The 24,382-nt window shown below is 64.8% G+C and carries 27 protein-coding genes and 1 pseudogene; 14 read left to right on the top strand and 14 right to left on the bottom strand.

The window, feature by feature from the left end; all coding sequences use genetic code 11:
- Window positions 1-48: 48 nt before the first annotated feature.
- Window positions 49-1,404 (bottom strand): phosphomannomutase/phosphoglucomutase, encoded by a 1,356-nt coding sequence (locus NLI84_RS14135; RefSeq protein WP_255991141.1) that lies wholly within the window; start codon window positions 1,402-1,404, stop codon window positions 49-51.
- Between the two features lie 29 nt (window positions 1,405-1,433).
- The gene (locus NLI84_RS14130; RefSeq protein WP_255991140.1) at window positions 1,434-2,432 is read right to left on the bottom strand and encodes a YheT family hydrolase; all 999 of its coding nucleotides are present in this window, start codon (window positions 2,430-2,432) and stop codon (window positions 1,434-1,436) included.
- Between the two features lie 182 nt (window positions 2,433-2,614).
- Between NLI84_RS14130 and NLI84_RS14125 the strand changes: the two genes are divergently transcribed.
- Genes NLI84_RS14125 through NLI84_RS14115 form a run of 3 tightly spaced genes read left to right on the top strand, consistent with a single transcriptional unit; the run spans window position 2,615 to window position 4,800 of the window.
- Window positions 2,615-3,400 carry an MOSC domain-containing protein gene (locus NLI84_RS14125; RefSeq protein ID WP_255991139.1) on the top strand — a complete coding sequence of 262 codons (786 nt, stop codon included), beginning with the start codon at window positions 2,615-2,617 and terminating at the stop codon, window positions 3,398-3,400.
- On the top strand, window positions 3,397-3,795 hold the full coding sequence (locus NLI84_RS14120) for a DUF6841 family protein (protein ID WP_255991138.1): 399 nt from the start codon (window positions 3,397-3,399) through the stop codon (window positions 3,793-3,795). Before NLI84_RS14125 ends, NLI84_RS14120 begins: the two co-directional genes overlap by 4 nt.
- Window positions 3,796-3,825: 30 nt before the next feature.
- Complete coding sequence (locus tag NLI84_RS14115) at window positions 3,826-4,800, top strand: DUF808 domain-containing protein (protein WP_255991137.1); 975 nt, start codon at window positions 3,826-3,828, stop codon at window positions 4,798-4,800.
- An 84-nt stretch (window positions 4,801-4,884) separates the two neighbouring features.
- Here NLI84_RS14115 and NLI84_RS14110 read toward each other — a convergent pair whose 3' ends face one another.
- From NLI84_RS14110 to glmS, 3 genes are read right to left on the bottom strand one after another with little or no spacing between them, the layout of a single operon-like run.
- Window positions 4,885-5,235: a GFA family protein gene (locus NLI84_RS14110; RefSeq protein WP_255991136.1), complete on the bottom strand. Its 351-nt coding sequence runs from the start codon at window positions 5,233-5,235 to the stop codon at window positions 4,885-4,887.
- A 53-nt stretch (window positions 5,236-5,288) separates the two neighbouring features.
- A complete protein-coding gene (locus tag NLI84_RS14105; RefSeq protein WP_255991135.1) occupies window positions 5,289-5,714 on the bottom strand; it encodes a hypothetical protein in 426 nt (141 codons plus the stop codon).
- A 22-nt stretch (window positions 5,715-5,736) separates the two neighbouring features.
- Window positions 5,737-7,512, bottom strand: coding sequence for a glutamine--fructose-6-phosphate transaminase (isomerizing) (gene glmS / locus NLI84_RS14100; protein ID WP_255991134.1), 1,776 nt, complete (start codon window positions 7,510-7,512; stop codon window positions 5,737-5,739).
- 158 nt (window positions 7,513-7,670) lie between these two features.
- Here glmS and NLI84_RS14095 point away from each other — a divergent pair, with 158 nt between their 5' ends.
- Genes NLI84_RS14095 through NLI84_RS14045 form a run of 11 tightly spaced genes read left to right on the top strand, consistent with a single transcriptional unit; the run spans window position 7,671 to window position 15,492 of the window.
- The gene (locus NLI84_RS14095) at window positions 7,671-7,904 is read left to right on the top strand and encodes an exodeoxyribonuclease VII small subunit (RefSeq protein ID WP_255991133.1); all 234 of its coding nucleotides are present in this window, start codon (window positions 7,671-7,673) and stop codon (window positions 7,902-7,904) included.
- On the top strand, window positions 7,901-8,791 hold the full coding sequence (locus NLI84_RS14090; RefSeq protein ID WP_255991132.1) for a polyprenyl synthetase family protein: 891 nt from the start codon (window positions 7,901-7,903) through the stop codon (window positions 8,789-8,791). The genes NLI84_RS14095 and NLI84_RS14090 overlap by 4 nt, the downstream gene beginning before the upstream one ends.
- 10 nt (window positions 8,792-8,801) lie before the next feature.
- Window positions 8,802-10,649 (top strand): 1-deoxy-D-xylulose-5-phosphate synthase, encoded by a 1,848-nt coding sequence (dxs, locus tag NLI84_RS14085; RefSeq protein WP_255991131.1) that lies wholly within the window; start codon window positions 8,802-8,804, stop codon window positions 10,647-10,649.
- A gap of 2 nt (window positions 10,650-10,651) precedes the next feature.
- On the top strand, window positions 10,652-10,981 hold the full coding sequence (locus tag NLI84_RS14080) for a hypothetical protein (RefSeq protein ID WP_255991129.1): 330 nt from the start codon (window positions 10,652-10,654) through the stop codon (window positions 10,979-10,981).
- Between the two features lie 38 nt (window positions 10,982-11,019).
- Window positions 11,020-11,664, top strand: coding sequence for a dTMP kinase (gene tmk, locus NLI84_RS14075; protein ID WP_255991128.1), 645 nt, complete (start codon window positions 11,020-11,022; stop codon window positions 11,662-11,664).
- On the top strand, window positions 11,661-12,680 hold the full coding sequence (gene holB / locus NLI84_RS14070; RefSeq protein ID WP_255991127.1) for a DNA polymerase III subunit delta': 1,020 nt from the start codon (window positions 11,661-11,663) through the stop codon (window positions 12,678-12,680). Before tmk ends, holB begins: the two co-directional genes overlap by 4 nt.
- Window positions 12,681-12,697: 17 nt before the next feature.
- Complete coding sequence (locus tag NLI84_RS14065; protein WP_255991126.1) at window positions 12,698-13,060, top strand: PilZ domain-containing protein; 363 nt, start codon at window positions 12,698-12,700, stop codon at window positions 13,058-13,060.
- The gene (locus tag NLI84_RS14060; protein WP_255991125.1) at window positions 13,057-13,518 is read left to right on the top strand and encodes a hypothetical protein; all 462 of its coding nucleotides are present in this window, start codon (window positions 13,057-13,059) and stop codon (window positions 13,516-13,518) included. Before NLI84_RS14065 ends, NLI84_RS14060 begins: the two co-directional genes overlap by 4 nt.
- Window positions 13,519-13,548: 30 nt before the next feature.
- Window positions 13,549-14,319, top strand: coding sequence for a TatD family hydrolase (locus tag NLI84_RS14055; protein ID WP_255991124.1), 771 nt, complete (start codon window positions 13,549-13,551; stop codon window positions 14,317-14,319).
- Complete coding sequence (locus tag NLI84_RS14050) at window positions 14,316-15,083, top strand: MBL fold metallo-hydrolase (protein ID WP_255991123.1); 768 nt, start codon at window positions 14,316-14,318, stop codon at window positions 15,081-15,083. The genes NLI84_RS14055 and NLI84_RS14050 overlap by 4 nt, the downstream gene beginning before the upstream one ends.
- Before the next feature lie 28 nt (window positions 15,084-15,111).
- Window positions 15,112-15,492, top strand: a complete 381-nt coding sequence (locus NLI84_RS14045; RefSeq protein ID WP_255991122.1) for a DUF2237 family protein — start codon at window positions 15,112-15,114, stop codon at window positions 15,490-15,492.
- Between the two features lies 1 nt (window position 15,493).
- On the opposite strand, the gene NLI84_RS14040 is transcribed toward NLI84_RS14045, so the two are convergent.
- From NLI84_RS14040 to NLI84_RS14005, 9 genes and pseudogenes are all read right to left on the bottom strand, one after another.
- Window positions 15,494-16,096 carry a hypothetical protein gene (locus NLI84_RS14040; protein WP_255991121.1) on the bottom strand — a complete coding sequence of 201 codons (603 nt, stop codon included), beginning with the start codon at window positions 16,094-16,096 and terminating at the stop codon, window positions 15,494-15,496.
- Window positions 16,096-16,731, bottom strand: a complete 636-nt coding sequence (locus tag NLI84_RS14035) for a DUF2238 domain-containing protein (protein ID WP_255991120.1) — start codon at window positions 16,729-16,731, stop codon at window positions 16,096-16,098. Before NLI84_RS14035 ends, NLI84_RS14040 begins: the two co-directional genes overlap by 1 nt.
- 3 nt (window positions 16,732-16,734) lie before the next feature.
- The gene (locus NLI84_RS19170; RefSeq protein ID WP_255991119.1) at window positions 16,735-17,322 is read right to left on the bottom strand and encodes a DUF1294 domain-containing protein; all 588 of its coding nucleotides are present in this window, start codon (window positions 17,320-17,322) and stop codon (window positions 16,735-16,737) included.
- A gap of 194 nt (window positions 17,323-17,516) precedes the next feature.
- Complete coding sequence (locus tag NLI84_RS14025) at window positions 17,517-18,290, bottom strand: MetQ/NlpA family ABC transporter substrate-binding protein (RefSeq protein WP_255991118.1); 774 nt, start codon at window positions 18,288-18,290, stop codon at window positions 17,517-17,519.
- A gap of 135 nt (window positions 18,291-18,425) precedes the next feature.
- Window positions 18,426-19,091, bottom strand: coding sequence for a methionine ABC transporter permease (locus tag NLI84_RS14020; RefSeq protein ID WP_255991117.1), 666 nt, complete (start codon window positions 19,089-19,091; stop codon window positions 18,426-18,428).
- Complete coding sequence (locus NLI84_RS19300; protein WP_308445829.1) at window positions 19,088-19,321, bottom strand: NIL domain-containing protein; 234 nt, start codon at window positions 19,319-19,321, stop codon at window positions 19,088-19,090. The genes NLI84_RS14020 and NLI84_RS19300 overlap by 4 nt, the downstream gene beginning before the upstream one ends.
- Window positions 19,322-19,363: 42 nt before the next feature.
- Window positions 19,364-20,098 (bottom strand): annotated as a pseudogene (locus NLI84_RS19265) (methionine ABC transporter ATP-binding protein); the annotation flags it as partial.
- A 217-nt stretch (window positions 20,099-20,315) separates the two neighbouring features.
- On the bottom strand, window positions 20,316-21,419 hold the full coding sequence (locus tag NLI84_RS14010; RefSeq protein ID WP_255991115.1) for a hypothetical protein: 1,104 nt from the start codon (window positions 21,417-21,419) through the stop codon (window positions 20,316-20,318).
- A 37-nt stretch (window positions 21,420-21,456) separates the two neighbouring features.
- Entirely contained in the window at window positions 21,457-24,381 is a 2,925-nt protein-coding gene (locus NLI84_RS14005; protein ID WP_255991114.1) for a response regulator, read from the bottom strand.
- Window position 24,382 lies beyond the last annotated feature (1 nt).

The following is a 24,382-nucleotide window of genomic DNA, read 5'->3' as shown; positions in this document are numbered from 1 at the left end:
CGGCAGGCAGGGGAACGGCCGCCATTGTCCGGCAAGCGTGGGGCGTTGTCAGCCGGGCCAGCACAGCGGCGCAATGGCGGCGGTGAGTTCATTGATGATGCGCGCCAGTGCCGCAGCGTCGTCGCCTTCGGCGCGCAGCGTCAGCACCGGCGTGGTGTTGGATTTGCGGATCAGGCCGAAGCCGTCGGCGTATTCGATGCGCAGGCCGTCGATTTCGCTCGTCGCCGTTGCGGTCGGGAAGATGGCCGTTGCCTTGATGCGGGCGAGTTCGGCGGCGGCATCGTCCACCGCGATCTGCAGCTCCGGTGTGCTGTGGCAGGCCGGCAGGCGTGCGAGTTCTGCATCCAGATCGAGCCCGGCCCCGACGAGGGCGGTGAGGCGGGCTGCGGCGTAGAGCGCGTCGTCCACATTCCAGCCGGCGAAGGCGTAGTGGCCGGAGAGCTCGCCGGCCAAGAGGGCGCCGCGTGCCTTCAGCTCGCGCTTCATATGGGTGTGGCCGGTGGGGATGGCGGCGCAATGGCCGCCGGCTGCCGTTACGCAGCGGGCGACCAGGCGGCTCGATTTCACGTCGTGCAGCACCAGCGCGCCGGGGTGGGAGGGCAGCAAGGTACGGGCGAATACCGCCAATAGGGCGTCGCCCGGGACGAGGGCGCCGCGCGCGGTGACAACGCCCAGCCGGTCGCCATCTCCATCGAACGCCAGGCCCAGATCGGCACCGGTGGCGGCGACGCGCGCGACGAGGTCGACCAGCGTGCTGGTGTCCTGCGGATCCGGGTGGTGATGCGGGAAATGGCCGTCGACCTCGCAGTAGAGCGCATCGACGCCATGGCCCAGTGCGCGAAACAGATCCGGCGCGATGGCGCCGGGAACGCCGTTGCCGCAGTCGATCACCAGTTTCAGCGCCCCGGGCTGCGGCACCGCGGCGCAGAGGGCGGCGGTGTAGGCCGCTGCGAGGTCGTGGCTGGCGTAATGGCCGGGCTGGGTCGCCTCGCGCAATTGGCCCGCAAGTATGCGTTGCGCCAGCGCCTGCAGCGCCGCGCCGCCCATGGCCTCGCCGGCCATCATCAGCTTGATGCCGTTGTAGTCGGGTGGATTATGGCTGCCGGTGACCACGGCGCCGCAGCCGCCCGCCAGCCGGCTCGCGCCGAAATAGAGCAGTGGCGTGGCGGCAAGGCCCAGATCGATCACCGCGATGCCGCTGGCGGTCAGGCCATCGATCAGCGCGGCGGCGAGCGCCGGGCTGCTGAGCCGGCCATCGCGCGCGACGGCATAGCGGGCAAAGCCTTGTTCCTGCGCCAGCGTGCCCGCGGCCAGACCGATCAGGCGGGCAGCGGCAGGGGTGAGCACATCGGTGCGCGCGCGCACGTCGTAGGCCTTGAACAGGCGAAGGTCGATGTCGGCCATGGCTGGGTTTACCTGGTCAGCACCGGCGCCTAGCTGCGCATGGGCGCATGGTGCTGGAAAAAGCGCATCAGCACATTGGGCAGCCAGATCAATCGGCCGGGCGGCGGGCCTGACACGAATCCGGCATGGCCGCCTTCCCTGGGGCGTAGCAGCGTCACCATGTTCGAGACCTCGTCCTCGTCAGGCAGGCTGGCGGCGGGAATGAAGGGATCGTTCAGCGCATGGATCATCAGTGTGGGCACGGCGATCTCTTTGAGCAGCGGCTTGCTGCTGGCTTGCTCCCAATAGTGTTCGACGCTGTGAAAGCCATGCAGCGGCGCGGTGACGAGCTCGTCGAACTCGCGCAGCGTGCGCACCCGCTTCACCCGATCGCGGTCGATGAAGGGGTTGTCGGTAATCTTGAGTTTTTCCAGCGTCTTGCGTCGCATGGTACGCAGGAACTCGCGGGTGTAGATCTTGCGGTTGAGGCCGGAATCGAGCGCATTGCCACTGGCTGCGAGATCGACCGGCGCACAGATGGCGGCGGCGGCGGCAATGTAGGCATAGGCCTGGGCACCGGTTTCACCGAGCCACTTGAGCAGCGCATTGCCGCCGAGCGAAACGCCGACCGCGTAGATGGGGGCGTCCGGGTAGCGCTCGCGCAAGCGGGAAAGGATCCAGCCGATCTCGGCCGAGTCGCCCGCGTGATACGAGCGCGGTAGCCGGTTGGGTACATTGCCGCACGAGCGAAAGTGTGGCACCACGCCGCGCCAGCCCTTGGGATACAGGTACTGGAACAGGGAGCGGGCATAGTGGCTGGTCGAACCGCCCTCCAGGCCGTGGAACAGCACCACGATGGGGGTGCCGGCCCGGCCATCCACCCAGTCGACGACCAGGGTATCGAGATCGGGCGTGACCCAGGCTTCGCGGCGATAAGGCTGATGACGCCGCCACATGAAGACGGCGGGGTAGATCGTTTGCGCATGGCCACCGGGCAGCCAGCTGGGCGCGCGGTAGGGCGGCAGTTCGAGTCGGTGTTCGCGGTGCATTGCAGCGATCGTCGGGACAGTGCCGACAGGCTAGCCGATGCGGCAGGTTGCGGGAAGTGAGGCGTACCCTTGCCGTCGCGCCCGCTGCACAGCTGTTGCGGCCTGGCCGGGCGCGCACTGTGGCTTGCGGCGTGCGCGAGTGCCCGGCACAGTGACGGCCATCCCCTCCCAGGCGGCTCGTCATGCCCACGCTTTCAGCGCTGTATCGTTACCCGCTCAAGTCCGCCCACGGTCACAGCCTGATGCAGGCGGAGCTGGGGATGGCCGGCTTGCCGGACGATCGGGCGTGGATGGTCGCCGATGAGCGCGGCCGCTTTGTCACGGGGCGTGAACTGCCGCAACTGGTGACGATCACCGCCAGCGCGCACGAGATTGGGCTGCGCTTGTCCGCGCCGGAGCATGGCGAGGTCTACGCGCCGCGCGAGGCTTTCGTCCATGGCCATCCGGCGCATGTCTGGGGCACTGATTTCGGTGCCTGGCATGGTGCCGACGAGGCCGATGCCTGGCTGTCGCACTTGATCGGGCGACCGGTCCGACTGCTCTACACCGGAGCGACGCAACGGCGCGCGCAGCATCATCCGGAGGTGCCGGTCTCGTTTGCCGACGGCTACCCGCTGCTGGTGATCGGGTCGGAGTCGCTGCGTCAGCTGTCGGATTGGGCCGGTCGGGATTTCGAGATGGCCCGGTTCCGCCCCAACCTGGTCGTCGATGGCGCGGCGGCGTTCGCCGAGGACGGCTGGACCCGGCTCCGGATCGGCGAGGCGGTCGTGCGCATCACCAAGCCCTGTGGCCGCTGCGTATTCACCACGGTCGATCCTGAAACCGGCGCGAAGTCGCGCGACCAGGAGCCGATCCGCACGCTGGCGCGCCATCGCAAGCAGGGCGGTGAGGTGGTGTTCGGCATGAACGCCATCGTCGAGACGCCGGGCCGGGTGGCGGCGGGTGATGCGGTGATTCCGCTCGAATGATGCTGCCCATCGAGCTGTCTGATTTCCTGACGGCCTACCGCGCCGCGTTCGATGCGCTCGATGGCGAGGCCGTGGCGGATTTCTACCACCTGCCCTCGGGCATCGTCAGCGCCGAGGGTTACACACACTGGCCGGACCGCGCTGCCATCGCGCGCAATATGTTTGCGTTGTGCGCGCTTTATCGCGAGCACGGCTATGCCGGCGCAACGTATGACGTTGTCGCGTATCTGCCACAGGGTGAGCAGGGGGCGGTGCTCGATGTGGCGTGGAAAATCAGCCGTCATGGCGGTTCAGCTCCCTGGTGTTTTCACACCACCTACAACTTGTTGCACACACAAACTGGCTGGCGTGTTCTGCTCTGCACCGCTTACGAAGAGCAGCGGCTCGATCGCTGAATCACAGACTCTCAAGGAACAACTACCACCATGGCCGGAACCAGCCTCTTAGCCCTGATCGATGACATCGCGACCATGCTCGATGACGTCGCCGTGATGACCAAGGTCGCCGCCAAGAAGACCTCCGGCGTACTGGGTGACGATCTGGCGCTCAATGCCGAGCAGGTGTCCGGCATCCGCGCCGAGCGCGAACTGCCGGTAGTGTGGGCCGTGGCCAAGGGTTCGTTCAGGAACAAGCTGATCCTGGTACCGGCGGCGCTGGCGATCAGCGCGCTGGAAAGCTGGCTGCACGGACGCGGTTACAACATCCCGCTGATCACGCCGTTGCTGATGCTGGGTGGGGCCTATCTGTGCTTCGAGGGCTTCGAGAAGCTGGCGCACAAGTTCCTGCACAGCAAGCATGAGGATGACGCGCACAAGGCCGAGCTGCACGAGGCGCTGGTCAATCCGGAAGTCGACCTGGTTGCGCTGGAAAAAGACAAGATCGAGGGCGCGATCCGAACCGATTTCATCCTGTCGGCCGAAATCATCGTGATCTCGCTCGGTGTCGTGGCCAGCAAGGCCTTCGGCACGCAAGTGGCCGTGCTGTCCGGGATCGCCATCTTGATGACGGTGGGGGTGTATGGCATCGTCGCCGCCATCGTCAAACTCGATGACGCGGGCTTCTATCTCGTCGCCAGGCAAGGCGGCGGCATCGCTGCTGCGCTGCGTACGCTCGGCCGCGGACTGTTGGCGTTTGCGCCGTGGCTGATGAAGAGCCTGGCAGTGATCGGCACCGCGGCCATGTTCATGGTCGGCGGCGGCATCCTGACCCACGGCCTGCCGGGGGCCCACGACGTGATCCATCATGCGGCCGAAGCGGTGCATGCGGCGCCCGGCGTAGGCGGTGTGCTGGCCGCGATCGCGCCGACCGTGCTCGATCTCGTTGCCGGCATCATCGCCGGTGGCCTCGCGTTGCTGGTGGTCAAGGCGGGTTCCGGCGTGATCGGCAAGTTCCGCAAATAACGCGCCATCGGCCTGAAAAACGCCGGCCTCATGGGCCGGCTTTTTTTGGGCGGTGCTATTCGTGTGCGGTATAGACGCGGCCGATCAGGGCAGGCTGCGACCGTCGTACTGCGTGACCGGCAAGGCATTCAGGTCGACATCCTCCAGGCAGCGCACGTTGATGGCCGCCATCGCATTGCCGTGCGGATCGACGCCTTCGCCATAGGGGTGCATGCCGCATACCGGGCAGAAGCGATGGCGGATCACGTGGCGATTGAAGGTGTAGCTGGCGATGTCCTCGTCCGGCGTCAGCAGCGTGAGCGCGGCGCGCGGCAGAAACCACATCAGCGCGCCCTTGCGCTGGCAGATCGAACAGTTGCACGACACCACGCCGGTGAGCTCGCCCTCGGCTTCGAAGGCCACCCGGCCGCAATGACAGCTGCCACGGTATTTCATAGTGCAGTCCTCGCATTCAATTGCATGTAGTCCGTCGGCATTGACGACAGGCCCTAGGCCGGCGCACCGAACAGCAATTGCCTGATGTCTTCAGGCGCCTCGTACTTTCTCCTGCCGATCGAATCGAGCCTCATCGCCAGGGCAACTTCGACAAAATCGTTCAAAGCCTCCTCGGAATCGAGGTGGTTGTGCTTTCTATCGAATGAGGCCAGTTTCCTGATGACGCCGGGGTCGCCATAAATGGCGATTCTTGCTTTGGCGTCGGCCAATCTCGCCAGCGCGGCCGATTGGTCGGCATGAGGCTGCACTCGTGCAAGTTCGGCGACGCACTTCAGGAAGTCGACATAGGACTGCGATCGTATTTCGGTTTTTTTCGCCGTTTTGTTGCTGTTTCTGCTGAGGCGATGATTCACGAGGGCCATCAGCAGTGCGGTGCTTAAAGCGGTGAGGGCGACCCAGATTTCGGTAGTCATGGTCATGCGGCATCCTTGATTCGGCTGGTCATTCCTCGGCAAACGCCTTGGCCAGGTGGCGCGGGTTGTCGATCTCGGTGCCGCGCGCTAGCGCAACGCGATAGGCCAAGAGTTGCAGCGCCACGCTATAGAGTATGGGATCGAGATCGCGCAGCGTAGGCGGCATGCGGATGGCGTTGAAGCGCTCGCCCGCCGCGAGCGCGGTGTCGGACAGCACAAACAGCTCGCCCTGGCGCGAGCGCACTTCCTGCAGGTTGGCCAGCAGTTTTTCGGCATGGCGGTTCCACGGCATGCAGGCCACCACCGCAAGATCGCGATCGACCAGTGCCAGCGGGCCGTGCTTGAGCTCGCCGCCCGGATGTCCCTCTGCGTGCAGGTAGGCCACTTCCAGCATCTTCTGCGCGCCTTCCAGTGCGATCGGATATTGCTGATGGCGGGCGGTGTAGAGCAGCAGCGGGCGCTTGGCCAGCTTATGCGCCCACTGCGCCAGCTGGCCCTCGCGCTGCAGCACGTCCTGCACCGACAGCGGCAGCTGCGCCAGCATCGTTTCCACTTCGGCGAGCTCGGCCGGTGTGAGGTAACCGCGTTGTCGCGCCAAGCCCTGGGTCAGCAGGTAGAGCGTCAGCAACTGCGCGGTGAAGGTCTTGGTCGAAGTCAGGCCCACTTCGGGGCCCGCCGCCGTGCAGTTGGCAAAGTCGGCCAGCTGCGCCAGCGTGCTGTCCGCGTTGTTGGTGATCGCCAGCGTGATTGCCGCGCCTGCGCGCTGCGCATGGCCCAGGCTGGCGACGGTATCGGCGGTTTCACCCGATTGCGAGATGGCGATCACCAGCGTGTTGGCCGGCATCGCGAGCTCGCGAAAGCGGAACTCGCTGGCGTGTTCGGCCTGAGCGGGCAGGCCGGCCAGCGCTTCCAGCCAATAGCGCGCGGTCAGCGCGGCTTGATAGCTGCTGCCGCTGCCGATCAGCAATATATGATCGATGCCGGCCAGCACACGGGCCGCGTCCTCATCCAGCAGCACCGACAGATCCGGCGCATGCCCGGTACGCCCCAGCGTATCGGCCAGCACGATGGCCTGTTCGCGGATTTCCTTTTCCATGTAATAGCGGAAGAAATCGGGCGCGGCGCGATGGTCGCCGACCCGTTCTGGCGTGCGTAGCGCGGGCGTGCCGTCCCGGGCGATCACCTCGACGTGGCCATACAGCAGGCGGGCAACATCGCCATGCTCCAGCTTGGCGACCTGGGGCGCGATCGCCACCAGGGGGGCCAACTGGTCGGAGACGGCCGAGCAGTCGTCGCTCGTGGCCAGCATCAGCGGCACATGGTGCGATGCGCAGACGATCTGGCCTGGATGTCGCGCGCTCGTTGCAATAAAGGCAAACACGCCTTGCAGCTGGGCCGAGGTTGCGCAGGCCGCCAGCAACAGGTTGTGAGTGGTGCTCAGATGCCATTGCAGCAAGGCGGCTGCGAGGTCGGCCGGATAGAGGCTATGCGCGGCGTAGCCGACGGCATTCAACAGCTCTGCCGTTTCCGCCGCATTGGCGATGGCGCCGCGCCAGACCAGCCCGAACTCGCCCGTGACGACGCTCGCCTGTTGCTGCGGGGATTCCCAGTCCAGTCGCAGCAGCGCAATGTGCCCCGGCAATGCGGGTGGCTTGGGCGTCCGCGTTGCCGTGCGCGCAAGGTGTTTGTCCTCCTGACTGATCCAACTGGCGCCGCGGTAGGTCGCGTCCCCGAGCCGCTCGAGGGCGGTGGCGAGCAGGGGGGCGACCGTTGTGCGACAGGTCAATCCGAACAGGTTGCTCATGGGATGGCGGGCCGTTGGGAGTTGCTTCATCGTAGGCAGTGGTATTCATTTACGAAAGCGCAGCGACTGCGTTCCGTAGCGGCCTTGGCATGGCCATTGCATTGACTGGGCTTTGGCGTTTCCGCTATCGTCCGTGGATTTCCCAAGGCCAGATTCCCATGCCGAAAGCAGCCAAACAGCCCGAGTCGTTCGAGGCCGGCTTTGCCGAGCTCGAAGCGCTGATCGGTGAACTCGAATCCGGCCAGCTGCCACTCGAAGCCTCGCTCGCCGCCTACCAGCGCGGCCAGACGCTGCTGCAGTTCTGCCAAGGCAAGCTCGCGGACGCCGAACAGCAGCTCAAGGTGCTGGAAAACGGTGAACTCAAGCCGTTTTCGCCACAGGAGGGCGCATGAGCGATTTCAAGTCGTGGATGCAGGGCGTGCAGGCCCGCATGGAAGACACACTTTCCGCCGTGCTGCCGCGCGCCGACCACCTGCCGGCCCGATTACATGAAGCGATGCGCTACGCCGTGCTCGATGGCGGTAAGCGCGTGCGCCCGCTGTTGGCGTTCGCTGCTGGCGAGCTCACTGCGGCCTCGCCGGAACGGCTGGCGTATGCCGGCGCGGCGGTCGAGCTGATCCATGCCTACTCGCTGGTGCACGACGACATGCCGGCGATGGACAACGACGTGTTGCGCCGTGGCAAGCCGACCGTCCATGTTGCTTTCGACGAGGCGACCGCGCTCTTGGCGGGCGACGCGCTGCAGACCGCCGCCTTCGACGTGTTATCGCATCACGCATTGGCCGACCAGCCGGCCACCCAGCTCAAGATGGTCGGCATCCTCGCCCGCGCGTCGGGTAGCCTCGGCATGTGCGGCGGGCAGGGCGTCGATCTTTACAGCGTCGGGCAGACCTTGACGCTGCCTGAACTCGAGCTGATGCACATCCTCAAGACCGGTGCGCTGATTCGCGCGGCGGTCTTGCTCGGCGCGCATTGCGGTGAGCCACTGTCGGACGAAGAGCTCGCGCGGGTCGACCATTTTGCCAAATGCATGGGCCTCGCTTTCCAGGTGGTCGACGACATCCTCGACGAGGAAGCCGACACCGCCACGCTGGGCAAGACCGCCGGCAAGGACGCCGCCAACAATAAACCCACCTACGTGGCCCTGTTGGGTCTCAAGGGCGCCCGTGACAAGGCGGCCGAACTGCAGCTTGACGCCCGTGCGGCGCTGGCGCCGTTTGGCGCGCGCGCAGAGCGCCTCTTGGACCTCGCTGACTATATCGTCGCCCGTAGCCACTGAATTCAAATCAATGACGATGTCCTTTCTCGATTCCATTGCCTGCCCGGCCGATCTGCGCCGCCTGGAGCGCCGCGCGCTGCCGCAGGTCGCGGCCGAATTGCGCCAGTTCCTGCTCGACAGCATCAGCCAGACCGGCGGCCACTTTGCCTCCAATCTCGGCGCGGTCGATCTCACCATTGCGCTGCATTACGTGTTCGATACGCCGCATGACCGGCTGGTGTGGGATGTTGGCCACCAGAGCTACCCGCACAAGGTGCTGACCGGCCGGCGCGAACAGATGCACACCATGCGCAAGCAGGGCGGCCTCGCCGGCTTTCCCAAGCGCGAGGAAAGCGAGTACGACACCTTTGGCGTAGGCCATTCCAGCACCTCGATCGGCGCGGCGCTCGGTTTTGCCGAGGCGGCCAAGATCAAGGGCGAGCAGCGCCGCGCCATTGCCGTGATCGGCGACGGCGCGATGACGGCGGGCCAGGCGGTCGAGGCGCTCTTTAACGCCGGCCATCGCGATGTCGACCTGCTGGTCATCCTCAACGACAACGAGATGTCGATCTCGCCCAATGTCGGCGCGTTCAACAACTACCTGGCCAAGCTGCTGTCGGGCAAGTTCTACAACGGCTTTCGCAATGCTTCGGGCAAGGTGCTCGACGTGGTGCCGCCGCTGAAGGAGCTCGCCAGGAAGGGTGAGGAGCACGTGAAGGGCTTCTTCTCGCCGGCTACGCTGTTCGAAGAGCTGGGTTTCAACTACATCGGCCCCATCGATGGTCATAATCTCGATGCGCTGGTGACTACGCTTGCCAATATCAAGAAGTTGTCCGGACCGCAGTTCCTGCACGTGGTGACCAAGAAGGGGCAGGGTTACAAGCTTGCCGTTGATGATCCGGTCAAGTACCACGCGGTCACCCCGTTCACCCCGGAAAACGGCATGGCCGGCGGCAAGGGCGGCGGCAAGGTCAACTACACGCAGGTGTTTGGCGACTGGCTGTGCGATATGGCGGCCAGCGATGACAAGCTCGTCGCCATCACGCCGGCGATGCGCGAGGGCTCAGGCCTCGTGCGCTTCGAGCAGGAATACCCGACCCGTTATTTCGACGTGGGTATCGCCGAACAGCATGCGGTGACCTTTGCCGCGGGCCTGGCGTGCGAAGGGCTCAAGCCTGTCGTTGCCATCTATTCCACCTTTTTGCAGCGCGCCTACGATCAGTTGATCCACGACGTGGCGCTGCAGAACCTGGACGTCACGTTTGCGATCGACCGGGCTGGCCTCGTCGGCGCCGATGGCCCCACGCATGCCGGCTCGTTTGATCTGTCTTTCCTGCGCTGCGTGCCGAACATGGCGGTGCTGGCGCCGTCTGACGAGAACGAATGCCGGCAGATGCTGGTGTCCGCCTATCGCCACCCCGGCCCGGCGGCGGTGCGCTATCCGCGCGGCACCGGCCCTGGCGTCGCGCTCGATCCCGCCCTCACCGGCGTGCCCTGGGGCCGTGGCGAAGTCCGCCGCACGGGCGCCCAGGTGGCGATACTTGCTTTTGGCACGCTGCTGGAGCCTGCGCTCAAGGCCGGCGAGGTGCTGGGAGCGACGGTGGCCAATATGCGCTTTGTAAAGCCGCTCGATGTCGAACTCGTGAAGCAACTGGCCGCAAACCATGCGCTGCTGGTCACGGTCGAAGAGAACGCCATCATGGGCGGCGCCGGCAGCGCGGTGCTCGAAACGCTGGCCGCCGCCGGCATCAGCGTACCGGTGCTGCAGCTGGGCCTGCCCGATGGCTATGTCGATCATGGCGAGCAAAAGCAGCTGCTGGCCGATTGCGGTCTCGATGCCGCGGGTATCGAAGCCAGCATCCGGCAACGGCTGGGTTGATCATGGATGGGCTGATGCAAATGGGGCTACTGGCATTGGGGCAGTTGCCCGCACTGGCGGTGCTGCTGGTTGCCCTGGTACTGCTCATCATGCAAAAACATCGTCCCGCTGGTCGCGGCTTTGCCTGGGCGGGTTTGGTCTGTTACCTGCTGGCGACGGTACTCAAGCCGGTGTTCACCGTGTTGCTGATCCGTTCCGACGTCATGACCGGGATGGAAATGCAGCAACGCCTGCTCTACTCCGGCATCGCTGCGGGCATAGAGGGGCTATTGGTGCTTGCCGGCTTGGCATTGCTGCTGACGGCCTATTTCCTGGCCTCTCGCAAGCGTTGATGCGCGCCCGCGTCGCGGGCTATGAGACAATCGCCATCATGAAATCGATACCCCGTGGCCGCTTCATTTCCGTAGAAGGCGTCGACGGCGCTGGCAAGAGTACCCAGCTGCTGTGGTTGGCGCGTTGGCTGATCGCGCGTGGCATACCGCTGGTGCGCACGCGTGAGCCGGGCGGCACGCCGCTCGGTGAAAAGCTGCGCGAATGGCTGCTGGCCGAACCGATGCATCTGGAAACTGAGGCGCTGCTGATGTTCGCCGCGCGCCGAGAGCACCTGGCGCGGGTGATCGCGCCCGCGCTGGAACGCGGCGAGTGGGTGTTGTGCGATCGTTTTTCCGACGCGACCTTTGCCTACCAGGGCGGCGGTCGCGGCCTGCCACGCGAAAAGTTCGAGGCGCTGGAGGATTGGGTGCAGGGCGCGGGCGCCGCACGCATCGAACCTGATCTGACGCTGCTCTTCGACGTGCCGCCGGAAGTGTCGAGTGCGCGTCTGGCCAATGGCCGCGAGCTCGACCGTTTCGAGCGCGAAGCGGCCGATTTTCACGCTCGCGTGCGCGCGGCCTACCTGGAACGCGCTGCGGCCGCGCCCGATCGCATCCGCGTGATCGACGCCTCCGGCAGTATCGAGGCCATCCAGGCTAGGCTCGAAGCCGCGTTGCCGCTCTGGTTGGATCTCGCCGCATGATAGGCGAGCCGCTTTATCCGTGGCAGCACGGCGCCTGGCAGGAATTGATCGCCGGCACCGCCCGCATGCCGCACGCGCTGCTGCTGACCGGTGAACCTGGCGTGGGCAAGCGGCGGTTCGCCGAGCGCCTGGCGGCCTGGTTTTTGTGCGAGGCCCCCAGCAAGACCACCGAGCCGTGCGGCGTGTGCGAGGGTTGCCGCTGGTTCGCCGCGGGTAATCACCCGGACTATCGCGTGCTGGCACCGGCCGACGAGGCCGACGACGAGGAAGAGGGTAGCAAGCCGAAGCGCAAGCTGCCGGTGATTGGCGTCGACGACGTGCGCGAGCTCGCCGACTTCGTCAACCTGACCACGCACCGTGGCGGTGCCAAGGTGACCGTGGTCTACCCGGCAGAAAGCCTCAATGCGGCGGCGGCCAATGCCTTTCTCAAGACGCTGGAAGAACCGCCGGCCGGCGCACAGTTCATCCTGGTCGCGCATCACTGGCGCCGATTGTTGCCAACGATACGCAGCCGTTGTCGCATCTACCCCTTGCCCATGCCCGATCACGCCGCAGCCGCTGGCTGGCTGGCCGTACAGGGCGTGGTGAACCCGGAGTTGCATCTGGCGCATACCGGCGGCGCGCCGCTGGCGGCGCTGGACGACGCGCACGCCGAATGGCTGCCCATGCGCGAGAGCGTGCTGGGACACCTCGCCAATCCAGGTGCGCTCGACGTGCTGGCCGTGGCAGCAGAACTGGAAAAATCCAAGCTCGATACGGCACTGGTGATCGGCTGGCTGCAAAAATGGGTCTACGATCTGGTCAGCGTGGGGCTATCGGGCAAACTCCGCTATTATCCCGATTGCAAGGATGAGCTGACGCGGTTGTCGGTCCGCGCGCCGCAGCTGGTGAAATACAGCGAAACGCTGCAGGCCGCACAACGGCTGGCACACCATCCGCTCAACCTGCGCCTCGTTTACGAATCGCTGCTCAACGATTATGTGGCAGCGTTCCGGGTGAGCCGGGCCAAGGGATAGACGAAGGAAGACGACTGATGGAAGCTCCAAAGCCGCAGGCCACCCGGCCTGGCGTGTTATCGCTGAATATCAAGGAAAAGGCCGCGCTCTACGCGTCCTACATGCCCTTTGTGAAGAGCGGTGGCATCTTCATCCCCACCAACAAGCCTTATCGCCTCGGCGACGAGGTGTTCATGCTGTTGTCGTTGTTGGACGATCCGGCCAAGATCGCTGTGTCCGGTCACGTGGTATGGATCACGCCGCAGGGTGCGCACAACAACCACCAGCAGGGCATAGGCGTGCAGTTCTCCAGCAACGAGGCCGGTGCCCAGGCGCGCAACAAGATCGAATCGCTGCTCGGCGGCTACCTGCAATCGAGCCGCACCACCCACACGATGTGACGCTGGCGCCGACCCGGTTTGCGCTGCAATCCCACCCTGGCCCCTACGACACCTGGCCGCTGACTTCGGCGCTGCTGCATGACGGCGAGCCGACGCGCGTGAGGCTGCCCGGCTATGTGCTGCTGGCGCAGTACGAAACGGTGGCCGGCCTGCTCTTCATCACCGATTACGACTGCCCGTTCGAGGAAGCCACTGTATTCACGCTGTATGCGGCGGATCTGTCGCGGCGGCTGGGCCGCAAAGAGTTCGTCGTACCCTACGGCAGCTGGTCGTTCAAGGCGCTGGACTGGCTGGATGCGCGCAATGCGCTGGTCCACTTCTACGGCGATGAATGCTGGCATTTGCAATTGCCAGAGCTGCGCTGGTGGCGCCCGGCGATGCGCTGGCATCGCCTCGGTGCAGGCATCATGACCGGCGCCGAAGCGGCTGCGCTCGGGCTGCGGCATAAAGCGCGGTAGAATCGAGGCTCACCCTCGCTGCCTGCCGCCATGTTCGTCGATTCGCACTGCCACATCAATTTCCCCGAGCTTGCCGAGAACATCGACGAGCTGCTCGCCAACATGGCGCAGAACCGGGTCACGCACGCGCTGTGCGTGTCGGTGAACCTGCCCGAATGGCCCAGCGTGATGGCGCTGGCGGACACTTATCCCAATCTTTATGCGTCGGTCGGCGTGCACCCGGACTACGAGGATGTCGAAGAGCCGACCGTTGCCGGCCTTGTCGAGTTGGCGCAGCAAGCTCGTGTCATCGCCATCGGAGAAACCGGGCTCGACTACTACCGGCTTGAAGGCGATCTGGAATGGCAGCGCGAGCGTTTTCGCGTGCATATCCGCGCCGCTCGCGAGACCGGCCTTCCGCTGATCATCCATACCCGTTCCGCGTCCGAGGACACCATCCGCATCCTCAAGGAGGAGCGTGCCGATGAGGTCGGTGGCGTGATGCACTGCTTCACCGAGAGCTGGGAAGTGGCACAGGCGGCAATGGAACTCGGTTTCTACATCTCGTTCTCCGGCATCGTCACCTTCAAGAAGGCCGAGGAGCTCAAGGAAGTCGCCCGCCGGGTGCCGCTGGAGCGCATGCTGATCGAGACCGATTCGCCCTATCTCGCACCGATGCCGTTTCGCGGCAAGACCAACCAGCCGGCCTGGGTGAAGCACGTGGCCGAGCATATCGCCGACCTGAGGGGCGTGCCGCTCACTGAGGTGGCAAGCGCCACCACCGCCAACTTTTTCAAGCTGTTCAGCCGGGCGGCGCAATGAGCGTCGAGGTGCTGCTGCTCGGCGTCGGCTCCTCCGGGGGCTCGCCGGCACTGGGCTGCAGCTGCCCCACCTGCACCTCGCCCGATCCGCGCAACCACCGTACCCGCGCGTCTGCGGTGATCCGCAGCGAGGGCAAGACGCTGCTGATCGATACCGGGCCGGACCTGCGCTCACAAGCGCTGCGCGCGAATCTGCTGCATGTGGATGCTGTGCTCTACACCCATCCGCACGCCGACCATATCCATGGCATCGACGACCTGCGTGCTTGGTGCTGGCTACAAAAAGCCGCGTTGCCGGTCTACGGCAACACGCTGACCATCGAGCACATCAAGAGCCGCTTCACCTATACGCTGCTGCAACCCAATGAATACTGGGATAAGCCGGTACTCACGCCCATTGAAGTCGACGTCGAGCCCTTCGCCGCCGCTGGCGTGCGCGTGCAGCCCATCCCCTTGCTGCATGGCCGTTGGCCCATACTGGGATTTCGCATTGGTAATGTTGCCTACCTGACCGATGTCTCGGAGATTCCGGAAAGCAGCTACGCTTTGCTGCAAGGGCTCGACGTGCTCATCCTCGACTGCCTGCGCGAAGTGCCGCATCCGACGCACTTTGGCGTGGCGCAATCGCTGGCTGCGGCCGAGCGCATCGCCGCGACGCGCACGGTACTGATCCACATGACGCACGAGCTCGAGTACCACGCCTTGAGCGCCAGATTGCCCGCCGGGATCGAGGTGGGCTACGACGGCATGTGCATCGACGCCTGATCGAACGGCAAGCACAGGAGATAGGACCATGGACGACGAAACCCAGCTGTCGGTACTGGGCCTGCCACTGTTTCCCTGCAGCAGCGACCCGGTCACCGGTTTCGAGCGCGACGGTTATTGCGCCGAGTGTGCCGGCGATATCGGCCAGCACACGGTGTGCGTGCAGATGACGGCCGAATTCCTCGCTTTTTCCAAGACCCATGGCAATGATCTGTCCACGCCCCGCCCGGAATGGGGTTTTCCGGGCCTCAAGCCCGGCGATCAGTGGTGCGTGTGCGCCGGCCGCTGGATCGAAGCGCTGATCGAGGGCCACGCACCGCCGCTACTGCTCGGCGCGACACACGAATCCATCCTGGAGCATGTGTCGCTGGAAACGCTGGTCGAACACGCGATCGACCGGCCGGAGTAGTTCAGCGTAGCCCGTTAATCCCCAGCCAGAACACTCCTCCCGCCAGCATCCCGCTGGCCATGCCCGCTGCGGTTTCCAGCGGCGTGTGCTTTTCCAGCACGACGCGTGACCACGCCAGTGGCCCGACAGCCAGCAGAGCGGCCAGCGTGAACACCAGGCCCGAGCCAGCAAGCAGCAGCGCCGTGAAGGTGGCGTAGGCCACGTGCTGTGACAGCTTGAGCCGGTCCGACAACAGCATTCCCAGCAATACCGGCAACAGAGCACAACTGAAACCCAGCGCCAGGCCGCGCGTTGCCGGATCGACCGCGAACCCGGCACTGGCGCCGAGCAGCAAGATTGCGAGGAAGGCATTCCAGCGTGCGCGCTCGTGCGGCCGGCTGGCGTCAACATTGTCCCAGTCACCGCGCCGTACATGCCAGGCGATGAACAGCACGGTCAGCAGCACCATCAGGAGCAGTGAAGCCGCTGCGTAATGCAGCAAACCAGGCGGCGCGGCGCCGAAACAAACGGCAGCGGGCAGGGTGAGCAGCGGATGACCGACGATGGAAATCGCGCGGGCAATACGCCGCATCAGGATCGGCTGTGGCGAGGGATGCGATGCCATCAGGCGGACCGTGGCGAGGCACGGACGGGCATGCGTGCCATCAGCCTGTCGTGCCAGCGTGCGAGTAACAGTAGCGCCACGATCGCACCGATCAGGGCAAAGCCCATGTCGGCCTGGGTGTCCCACTCGTAGCCCTGGGTGCCGAGGAATTCGTCGGCGCCCTGGCCCATGATCACCGCGGCCTGCCATTCGATCAGCTCGTAGAGCGCCGAGATGGCCAGCGTGACGCTGCCGGCGAGGAAGTTGGCCATGGCGCGGTGGGTCACGTAGCCGCCCCGCAGCAGAATTTCGCGCGCGACCAGCACCGGAACGAAACCCTGGGCAAAGTGGCCGATCTTGTCGTAGGGATTGCGATCGAGGCCGAATCCCTGTTCCAGCCAGAAGCCCAGCGGCACGCGCGCATAGGTGTACGCCCCGCCGTAGATCAGGATCAGCGCGTGCGCGGCGATCAGCACGTACAACAGGCTGGTCAGTGGAAAGCGCTGGCGGCTTGCGACAAGAATGGGTACCGCCGCCAACACGGGTGCGACTTCCAGCCACCAGGTTGGCCGGTCATAAGGCGAGATGCCCGATGCAACCAGCGCTACCAGGACCAGCATGCCCAGGACCATCAGCAGGGGACGTTGTGTAGTCATCGATCAGTTCCAGATTGGGTTGAACGCGACAGGATGGCAGAGCAGCCAGCCCCATCCAGCCAGGTGCAGCAGCACGATGGACCAGAACACCAGTTGGTAGCTGCGCTTGCGGCTCTTGTGCCGGAACAGCCGTTGCGCCAACAACGCCCCAGGCCAGCCGCCGAACAGCTCGCAGGCGTGCAGTGTCGCCTCGGAGATACGCCGTTGCCCACGCTCGGCAGCGCCTTTGTCCCGCCAGTAGCAAAGCAAGGTCAGCGCGCTGATGGCAAACAGGTAGATCGGCAGCCAGCCTGGCAAGTGCAGATGGCGCGCGGCCAGTGTCTGCAGCTGCAATGCGATCAGGCCCGGCGCCACGCGCCATGCAACGGAACGATCCGGCCGGCCACTCACCAGTTCGATATCGACGGCGCGGGGCCGGTTCTGCGCGTCCAGCCCCGTTGTGTAGTTGACCCGCATCAGCTCGCTCGGGCGCGGTTGGCCACGGCGGAAGTCATGGATATGGGCGAACACCTGGTCGTTAGAGCGTGTTGGCGTGATGAAGCCATAGCCCTTGTCGTCTTTCCAGTGGGTGAGTCGTCCGGTTTGGCGCACGGCAAGCGGGATTGGGTGGGAACGTCGCGATCTTAGCGGGCGCCGTCGCGCGCTGCCAGCGCAGGCGAAGCGCCGTGCTCTTGCATGCCGCCATGCTTACAGTGGGATGCGCAGGCTATGCCAGCAGCGGTGATACCGGTCGACAACAGCAAAAAGCCCGGCGCTGCCGGGCTCTTGCTTGCACAGATACTGGCTTAGAACGCCGGTACCACGGCGCCCTTGTACTTCTGCTCGATGAACTGCTTCACTTCCTTGCTGGTGAGCGCGGCGGCGAGCTTCTTGATCGGTGCACTGTCCTTGTTGTCGGGGCGGGCAACCAGGATGTTTACGTAGGGCGATTGCTTGCCTTCGATGGCGAGCGCGTCCTTGGCCGGGTTCAGCTTGGCTTCCAGCGCGTAGTTGGTGTTGATCAGCGCCAGATCCACCTGGTTCAGCACGCGCGGCAGCGTGGCGGCTTCCAGTTCGCGCACCTTCAGCTTCTTCGGGTTCTGCGTGATGTCGCGGCTGGTGGCCAGGATGTTCTTGTTGTCCTTGAGCTTGAGCACGCCGGCGCGATCGAGCAGCAGTAACGCGCGCCCGCCGTTGGTGGGATCGTTCGGGATGGCGACGGTGGCGCCTTCCTTCAGATCGGCGAGCTTCTTCACCTTGGTGGAATACGCGCCGAACGGCTCGACATGCACACCGGCCACGCTCACGAGGTTGGTGCCCTTGCCCTTGTTGAATTCATCCAGATAAGGCTGGTGCTGGAAGAAATTGGCATCGAGGCGCTTCTCAGCCACCTGCACATTGGGCTGCACGTAGTCGGTGAAGACCTTCACCTCCAGCTCGACCCCTTGCTTGGCGAGCAGGGGCTTCACGAACTCAAGGATCTCGGCGTGCGGCACGGCGGTGGCGGCGACGGTGATCTTGTCGGCGGCATGCGCGGTAAAGGCGGCGGTGGCGAGAACGAGGGCGAGCAGCTTTTTCATGATGTTCCTTCTTGAGGGCATAGGCGCCACGGGTAGCGGCAAGGTGTGCGTCGCACGGGATGGTGCGGCCGACGTAGTAAAACTACATGAATGCGGAGCGGCTATAAAAGATGTGTTTTTTATATCGATATACGCTTATTTTCGGCTGAAATGGATGACCAGGCGGTCGCCGACCATTTGCAGGATCTGCACCAGGATCAGCAACAGCACCACGGTGATCACCATCACGTCGGTCTGGAAGCGCTGGTAGCCGAAGCGGATGGCCAGATCGCCCAGGCCGCCGCCGCCGATCACGCCGCTCATGGCGGCATACGACACCAGCGTGATCGCGGTAACGGTACCGCCGGCGAGTATGCCGGGCAGTGCCTCGGGCAAGAGCGCGCGCAGCACGATCTGGGTGGTGGTCGCGCCCATGGCCTGGGTTGCCTCGATGATGCCGCGGTCGACCTCGCGCAATGCCGTCTCCACCAAGCGGGCGAAGAACGGCGTGGCGCCGACCACCAACGGCGGTATGGCGCCGGCGACGCCGAGCGAGGTGCCGGTAATCAGCACGGTGATCGGAATCATCACGATCAAGAGGATGACGAAGGGCACCGAGCGCAGCACATTGGTCACGAAGGAAAGCAGCGCGTAGATGGTCGGCTGTGCCAGCAGCTGGCGCTTGCTGGTGAGGAACAGGATCACGCCCAGCGGCAGGCCGAGCAGCACGGTGAACAGCAGCGAGCCGGCCAGCATGGTCAGCGTATCGAGCGTGGCGAGCCAGATTTCCGCCCAGTCGATCAGGGTGAACAGATCGTTCATGCGCGCACCTCCTCGACAGTCAGCTCGCGCGCGGCAAGCTGGGCCAGCGCGGCATCGATGTCGCCGCCGGTGAACGCGACGGTGAGCTGGCCATAGGGCACATCCTTGATGCGATCGATACGGCCTGCGAGGATGCTGAAATCGACGCCGGTCTCGCGTGCGACGGCGCCCAGAACCGGCTCGTAGGTGGCCTCGCCGGTGAAGGTGAGCCGAACGACGCGACCGGGCACGTGGGCGTAGTCGTCCACCTGTTCGGTCTCGTCCACATGCTCGGCTTCGAGCACGAAGCGGCGCGTGGTCGGGTGCTGCGGGTGCAGGAATACCTCGGATACCGGCCCGACCTCGACTACCTGGCCGGCGTCGAGCACCGCGACGCGATCGCAGACCGTGCGCACCACGTCCATTTCGTGGGTAATGATGACGATGGTCAGCCCCAGTTCGCGGTTGATTTCGGCCAAGAGGCGCAGCACCGAGCGTGTGGTCTGCGGATCGAGCGCGCTGGTGGCCTCGTCGCACAGCAGGATCTTGGGGCTGGTCGCCAACGCGCGGGCGATGCCGACGCGCTGTTTCTGCCCGCCAGAGAGCTGTGCCGGATATTTGTCGGCGTGCTCGGTCAATCCCACACGCGCCAGCAGCTCGGCGACGCGCGCCTTGATCGTGGCCGCATCGCGCGTGCCGGCAAGCTTCAGCGGAAACGCGACATTGTCGGCAACGGTCTTGCTCGAGAGCAGGTTGAAATGCTGGAAGATCATGCCGATGTCGCGACGCACTTCGCGCAACGGGGCTTGGGCCAGCGCGGTGATGTCGATGCCATCGACCCGAACCTCGCCACTGCTGGGGCGCTCCAGCAGATTGATGAGGCGCACTAGCGTGGATTTGCCAGCGCCAGAATGGCCGATGATGCCGAAGATCTCGCCGGCGGCGATCTCCAGGTTGATGCCGGCCAGCGCGGGGATGTCCACGCCGGCCACGCGATAGGCCTTGTGGATGTTCTGGAATGCGATCACGAACGCAACCTTGTGGGTCTTGGTTGGCTAGCAGTATGGCTGATCGCCAGGACGGAGAATATTAGCGCTAGCCGTTATAACGACGCAGTATTCCCGCCGCCAGGACGATATTGCAAGGGAATTAACAGCGTTTTGGGCCGGTTTGGTCGGGGCCATTCTTGGCGCGCAGCGGCGAGGGCCAGTGCAGGCTGATTCCCGAAATCCGCGGCTCGGCTGTTCAGCCCGTACACTTGGCCTTGGCCCCTTCGGGGCTGAGGTTGCGGATGGTTTCGTAGAACAATACACATACCGGTGCGCTGTTCGCCGGCCACTTGTTCTGGCATTGGGTCAGCGCGCTATTCGGGTCGTCGGCCGGCGCGCCAGCCATCGTCACCTGCCAGCACGATGCCGTTAGATCCTGGCCCATCACCATGATGCCGGCTGCGTCGGCCTTCTGCATATTGCCGCCGTATTGCTTGGGGTCGGAGGCGTACCAGATGTAACTGGGATGATTGGCGCCGATCACTGGCACCGTGCGGCCCGCTACCGGCTGGAAGCGGGTAACGGTGAGCACGTCGATGGGTGGAAGCTTGAAGTACTCGGCCAGCCACGTGCGCGCCGGCGTGCCGAACGCCACGGTCGGCTTGGTGCCGTTGTCCGCGCCGGCGGTCCATTGCGCCAGCAGCGAGACCGTGTAGTCGCTGAAGTCGTCATATACGCCTTCGAGTGAGGCGCCGGCACTGGCCGGGGCGGCGATCGGTGCGATGTCGACGATGGTCTGGTAGGGGTCGGTAGTGCCCTGCGGTACGCCGTTGGTGACCAAGAGGCTGGCCCAACGGCGGGTGGTCGCGGCCTGCAGGTAATCCTGCGTCTGCGTCATCACGGTATCGGGCGGGAAATGCAGCAGCTGCACCGAGGGATTACGCTGCATGGCAAAGCCCAGTGGCAGGAAGAAATGCCAGTCGCTCTGCCATTTGCCCGCATTCACGATGCGCTGGGCATCGGTATAGCCCGCGGCACCGCTGGCGAGCAGGCCGTTGATCACGTGGCCGTAGTCGGCAGGAACGCCGGTGAGCTGGGCGTAGACCTGGCCATCCTGGGTCAGCACGCCCAGCGTGCCCTTGCCATAGCCGTCGCGCAGCATGCTCATCGTCAGCCAGTGCTTGATGGTGTCTTCCAGCGTCGGCGCCGGGCTGGGGCACTGATTCAGGCAATTGGGATAAGAAAACAGCGCTGCCGCTTGCGCGGGCGTGCCCAGCGGCACGGTGACTAGCGAGGGGGGCGGTTGCGTGGCGCACGCGGCCAGTACCAGCGCCGCGAGCGGGGCGAGTAACCGTTGCATCGTTGCTTTCTCCTTGGGGGCCGGCGCGGGCAGGCGATCACGTGGGTGCGGGGGGAGGCGCAGTGTGCGTCGAGAAATAGCGATTCAGCGATTGCAACACCTCGGTCAGTGCGTCGCACAGCGCAGCGAGGGGCGAGTTGTAGTCGTCGCCTTGTTCGATGGCGTGTTCCAGCGCCGCCGCGGCCGCCGTGAGCTTGGGCGCACCGATCTGTGGCCCGATCGCCTTGAGCGAATGGGCGTGGCGCTGAATCAGCTCGTGCTGGTTATCGGAGCGCGCATGCTGCAGCGTGACGACTTCGTCGGTGTAGTGCTGCATCAAATGGCGCAGCACGGCCAGATAGCGTTCCCGATGCAGCTCCGCCTGCGCCTGGCCGACCGCGAGGTTGATGCCGGGCAGGATAGGCAGTGGCGGCTCGTCCCGCTCGGCGACGGCGACACCCGTCTCGCTTGGTTCGCGCTGGGGGGCGATCCAGCGCGCCAGCGTGCCGTAGAGCGTGTCGGGGCGAAACGGCTTGGCGATGTGGTCGTTCATGCCGGCGGCTCGGCTCCGTTCCCGGTCACCTGACAGCGCGTGCGCAGTCATCGCGATGATGGGCAGGTTTGCCCGGTTCGGATCCTCGCGGATCTGCTGCGTGGCAGTCAGGCCGTCGAGCTCGGGCAACTGGATGTCCATCAGCACCGCATGGTAGCAACGGTGCTTGACCATGTTGACCGCCTGCCGGCCCGTCTCGGCGATGTCGATGTTGACGCCGACGGCATCGAGCAGTTCGGCAGCGATCTGGCGGTTGATTTCGTTGTCCTCCACCAGCAGGACCTGGGCGCCGCGCAGCACCTGTTGAACCTGGCGCTGGGCGGTCAGTACATCGCCCAGCGGGGAGTGCGGCATGGCGTTGCCTTCGAGTTCGGCCAGGGCTTCGGCCAATCTGGGCGCGAGTACCGGCTTGACCAGATAACCATCTGGCGCCACTGGCGGGCGGTTCCGGGTGGCGGCGTCACGATGGTAGGTCGGCACCGCCAACAACACCGGGGTGCGCGCGAGCCTTGCGTGATAGCGGATGCGCGAGAGCAGCCAATAGCCATCCTGGTCCGGCATCTGCCAGTCGGAAATCACCAGGCTGTAGGGATGGCCGTCCGCGCTGGCCTGTTCCATCGATTCGAGTGCGGCATTGGCACTTCCCACCTGCGTGACCAGGGCGCCCGAGCGTTCGAGCAGGCTCTTGAGCGTGGCGCGTGCCATCGCATTGTCGTCGACCACCAGCACGCGGCGCTCGTCGAGCAGGTGTTCTATGCCCTGTGGCTTGGTGTTTTCGACCACATCCAGCCAGACCGAAAAGCTGAAGCAGCTGCCTGCGCCCGGAATGCTTTCCAAGTGCATGCGCCCCCCCATGGCCTCGAGCAACTGGCGGCAGATTGCCAGCCCCAACCCAGTGCCGCCATAACGGCGGGTGATCGATTCGTTGGCCTGCATAAAGGCATCGAACAGCCTGCTCTGTTGATCCGCGCTGACGCCTATGCCCGAATCGGCGACGGCAAAGCGCAGTTCGACCGCCTGCTCGGCCGTGTCGACCACGTTGACCAGCACCACCACCTCGCCGCGGTCGGTGAATTTGACCGCGTTGTTCACCAGGTTGAGCAGCACCTGATTGAGTCGCAGCGGATCGCCGTAAAGCCGGGCGGGCACGTCCGGTGCCACATCCAGCACCAGCTCGATGTGTTTTTCGTCGGCCTTGAGCGCGGCCACGTCGACCACATTGCCCAGCACCTCGTCGAGCGCGAACACCGTGTGTTCCAGCTGCAGCTTGCCCGCTTCCAGCTTGGAGAAATCGAGTACATCGTTGAGGACGGTGAGCAGGGTTTCGGCCGAGTAGCGAATCTTCTCGACGTAATCACGCTGCTTGCGATCGAGCCCGGTGGACAGCGCCAGCGTGCTCATGCCGAGGATGGCGTTCATCGGTGTGCGGATTTCGTGGCTCATCCGGGCCAGGAATTCGGACTTGGCCTGGTTGACTGTCTGGGCCGCGTGCGCGGCGCTGCGTAGCGAATGCATCCAGCTCAGCACGAAGCGATAGCCGAGAAAGGCCATGGCGAAGAACAGGACCGCCAGCACCAAGTACACCGCCGAGGTCGATGCTTCCAAGAGCTGCATCGCCTCATGTACCGGCGTTCTCGCGTCATCGGTCAGCGCGGCAGCGGCGTGCCGGCTCAGCGTGAACGAGGCGAACAAGAACAGATAAACCCCCACGACCAGCATGCTGGCGGCCAGCAGTATCCAGCCCTTGTTGTCATGCGTATCGTCACGGCGATCGACGAAGCGACCATGGCGCCAGCGCATCACGGCCGGCGTGGACAGCGCCAGCAATGGGGCAGTGACGAGCAGCGTCTGAAGGAAGTTGCCTACCCACCAGCCTTGCCAGATGGCAAATGCCGCTTGTATGCCCAGTGCGTTGGTGTGGGTCCAGATAAAGGAGGCGCTGGCGCTGAACACGGCGCTGCAGAACGCCAGCACCAGGAAGAACAGCGCGCCATCTGGCGTACGTAGATCCAGCGACAGCGGCAACGCGCGATAGGCGATCACAAAGAGCGCGGAACCGGCCGGATTGGCCAGCGCGAAGAGCGCGGCCCATTCGACGGGCATGCCCGAATAGAGCGACAAACAGAACGTGGCGAGGTAGGCCGGGATCGCCCCCCACCAGAAACCGAACCACAGCGTCCAGAGCAGGCACAGCGTCAGCGGGGGATAAAACGACACATAGATTTCGATGCCACCGAACGCGAAGGCGACTCCGGACCAGTGTTGCGCGACCACCATGACCCCCAATATCACGCTGATACCACAGCTGATCAGCCAGAGCGTGGTCAGCAGCAGGCTGGGTCGACCAGTCTGGAACGCATCGTGGGCAAGCAAGGGAGCGTAGCGCGTGAGCGGGTTGCCATAGAGCTGGGGTTGGATCGCGTTATGCATG

This window comes from Chitinolyticbacter albus (genome assembly GCF_024437655.1).
GTDB classification, from domain to species: Bacteria; Pseudomonadota; Gammaproteobacteria; order Burkholderiales; family Chitinibacteraceae; genus Chitinolyticbacter; species Chitinolyticbacter albus.
Note: the sequence above shows the minus strand (reverse complement) of the source record. Positions and strands in the feature narration are given on the sequence as shown.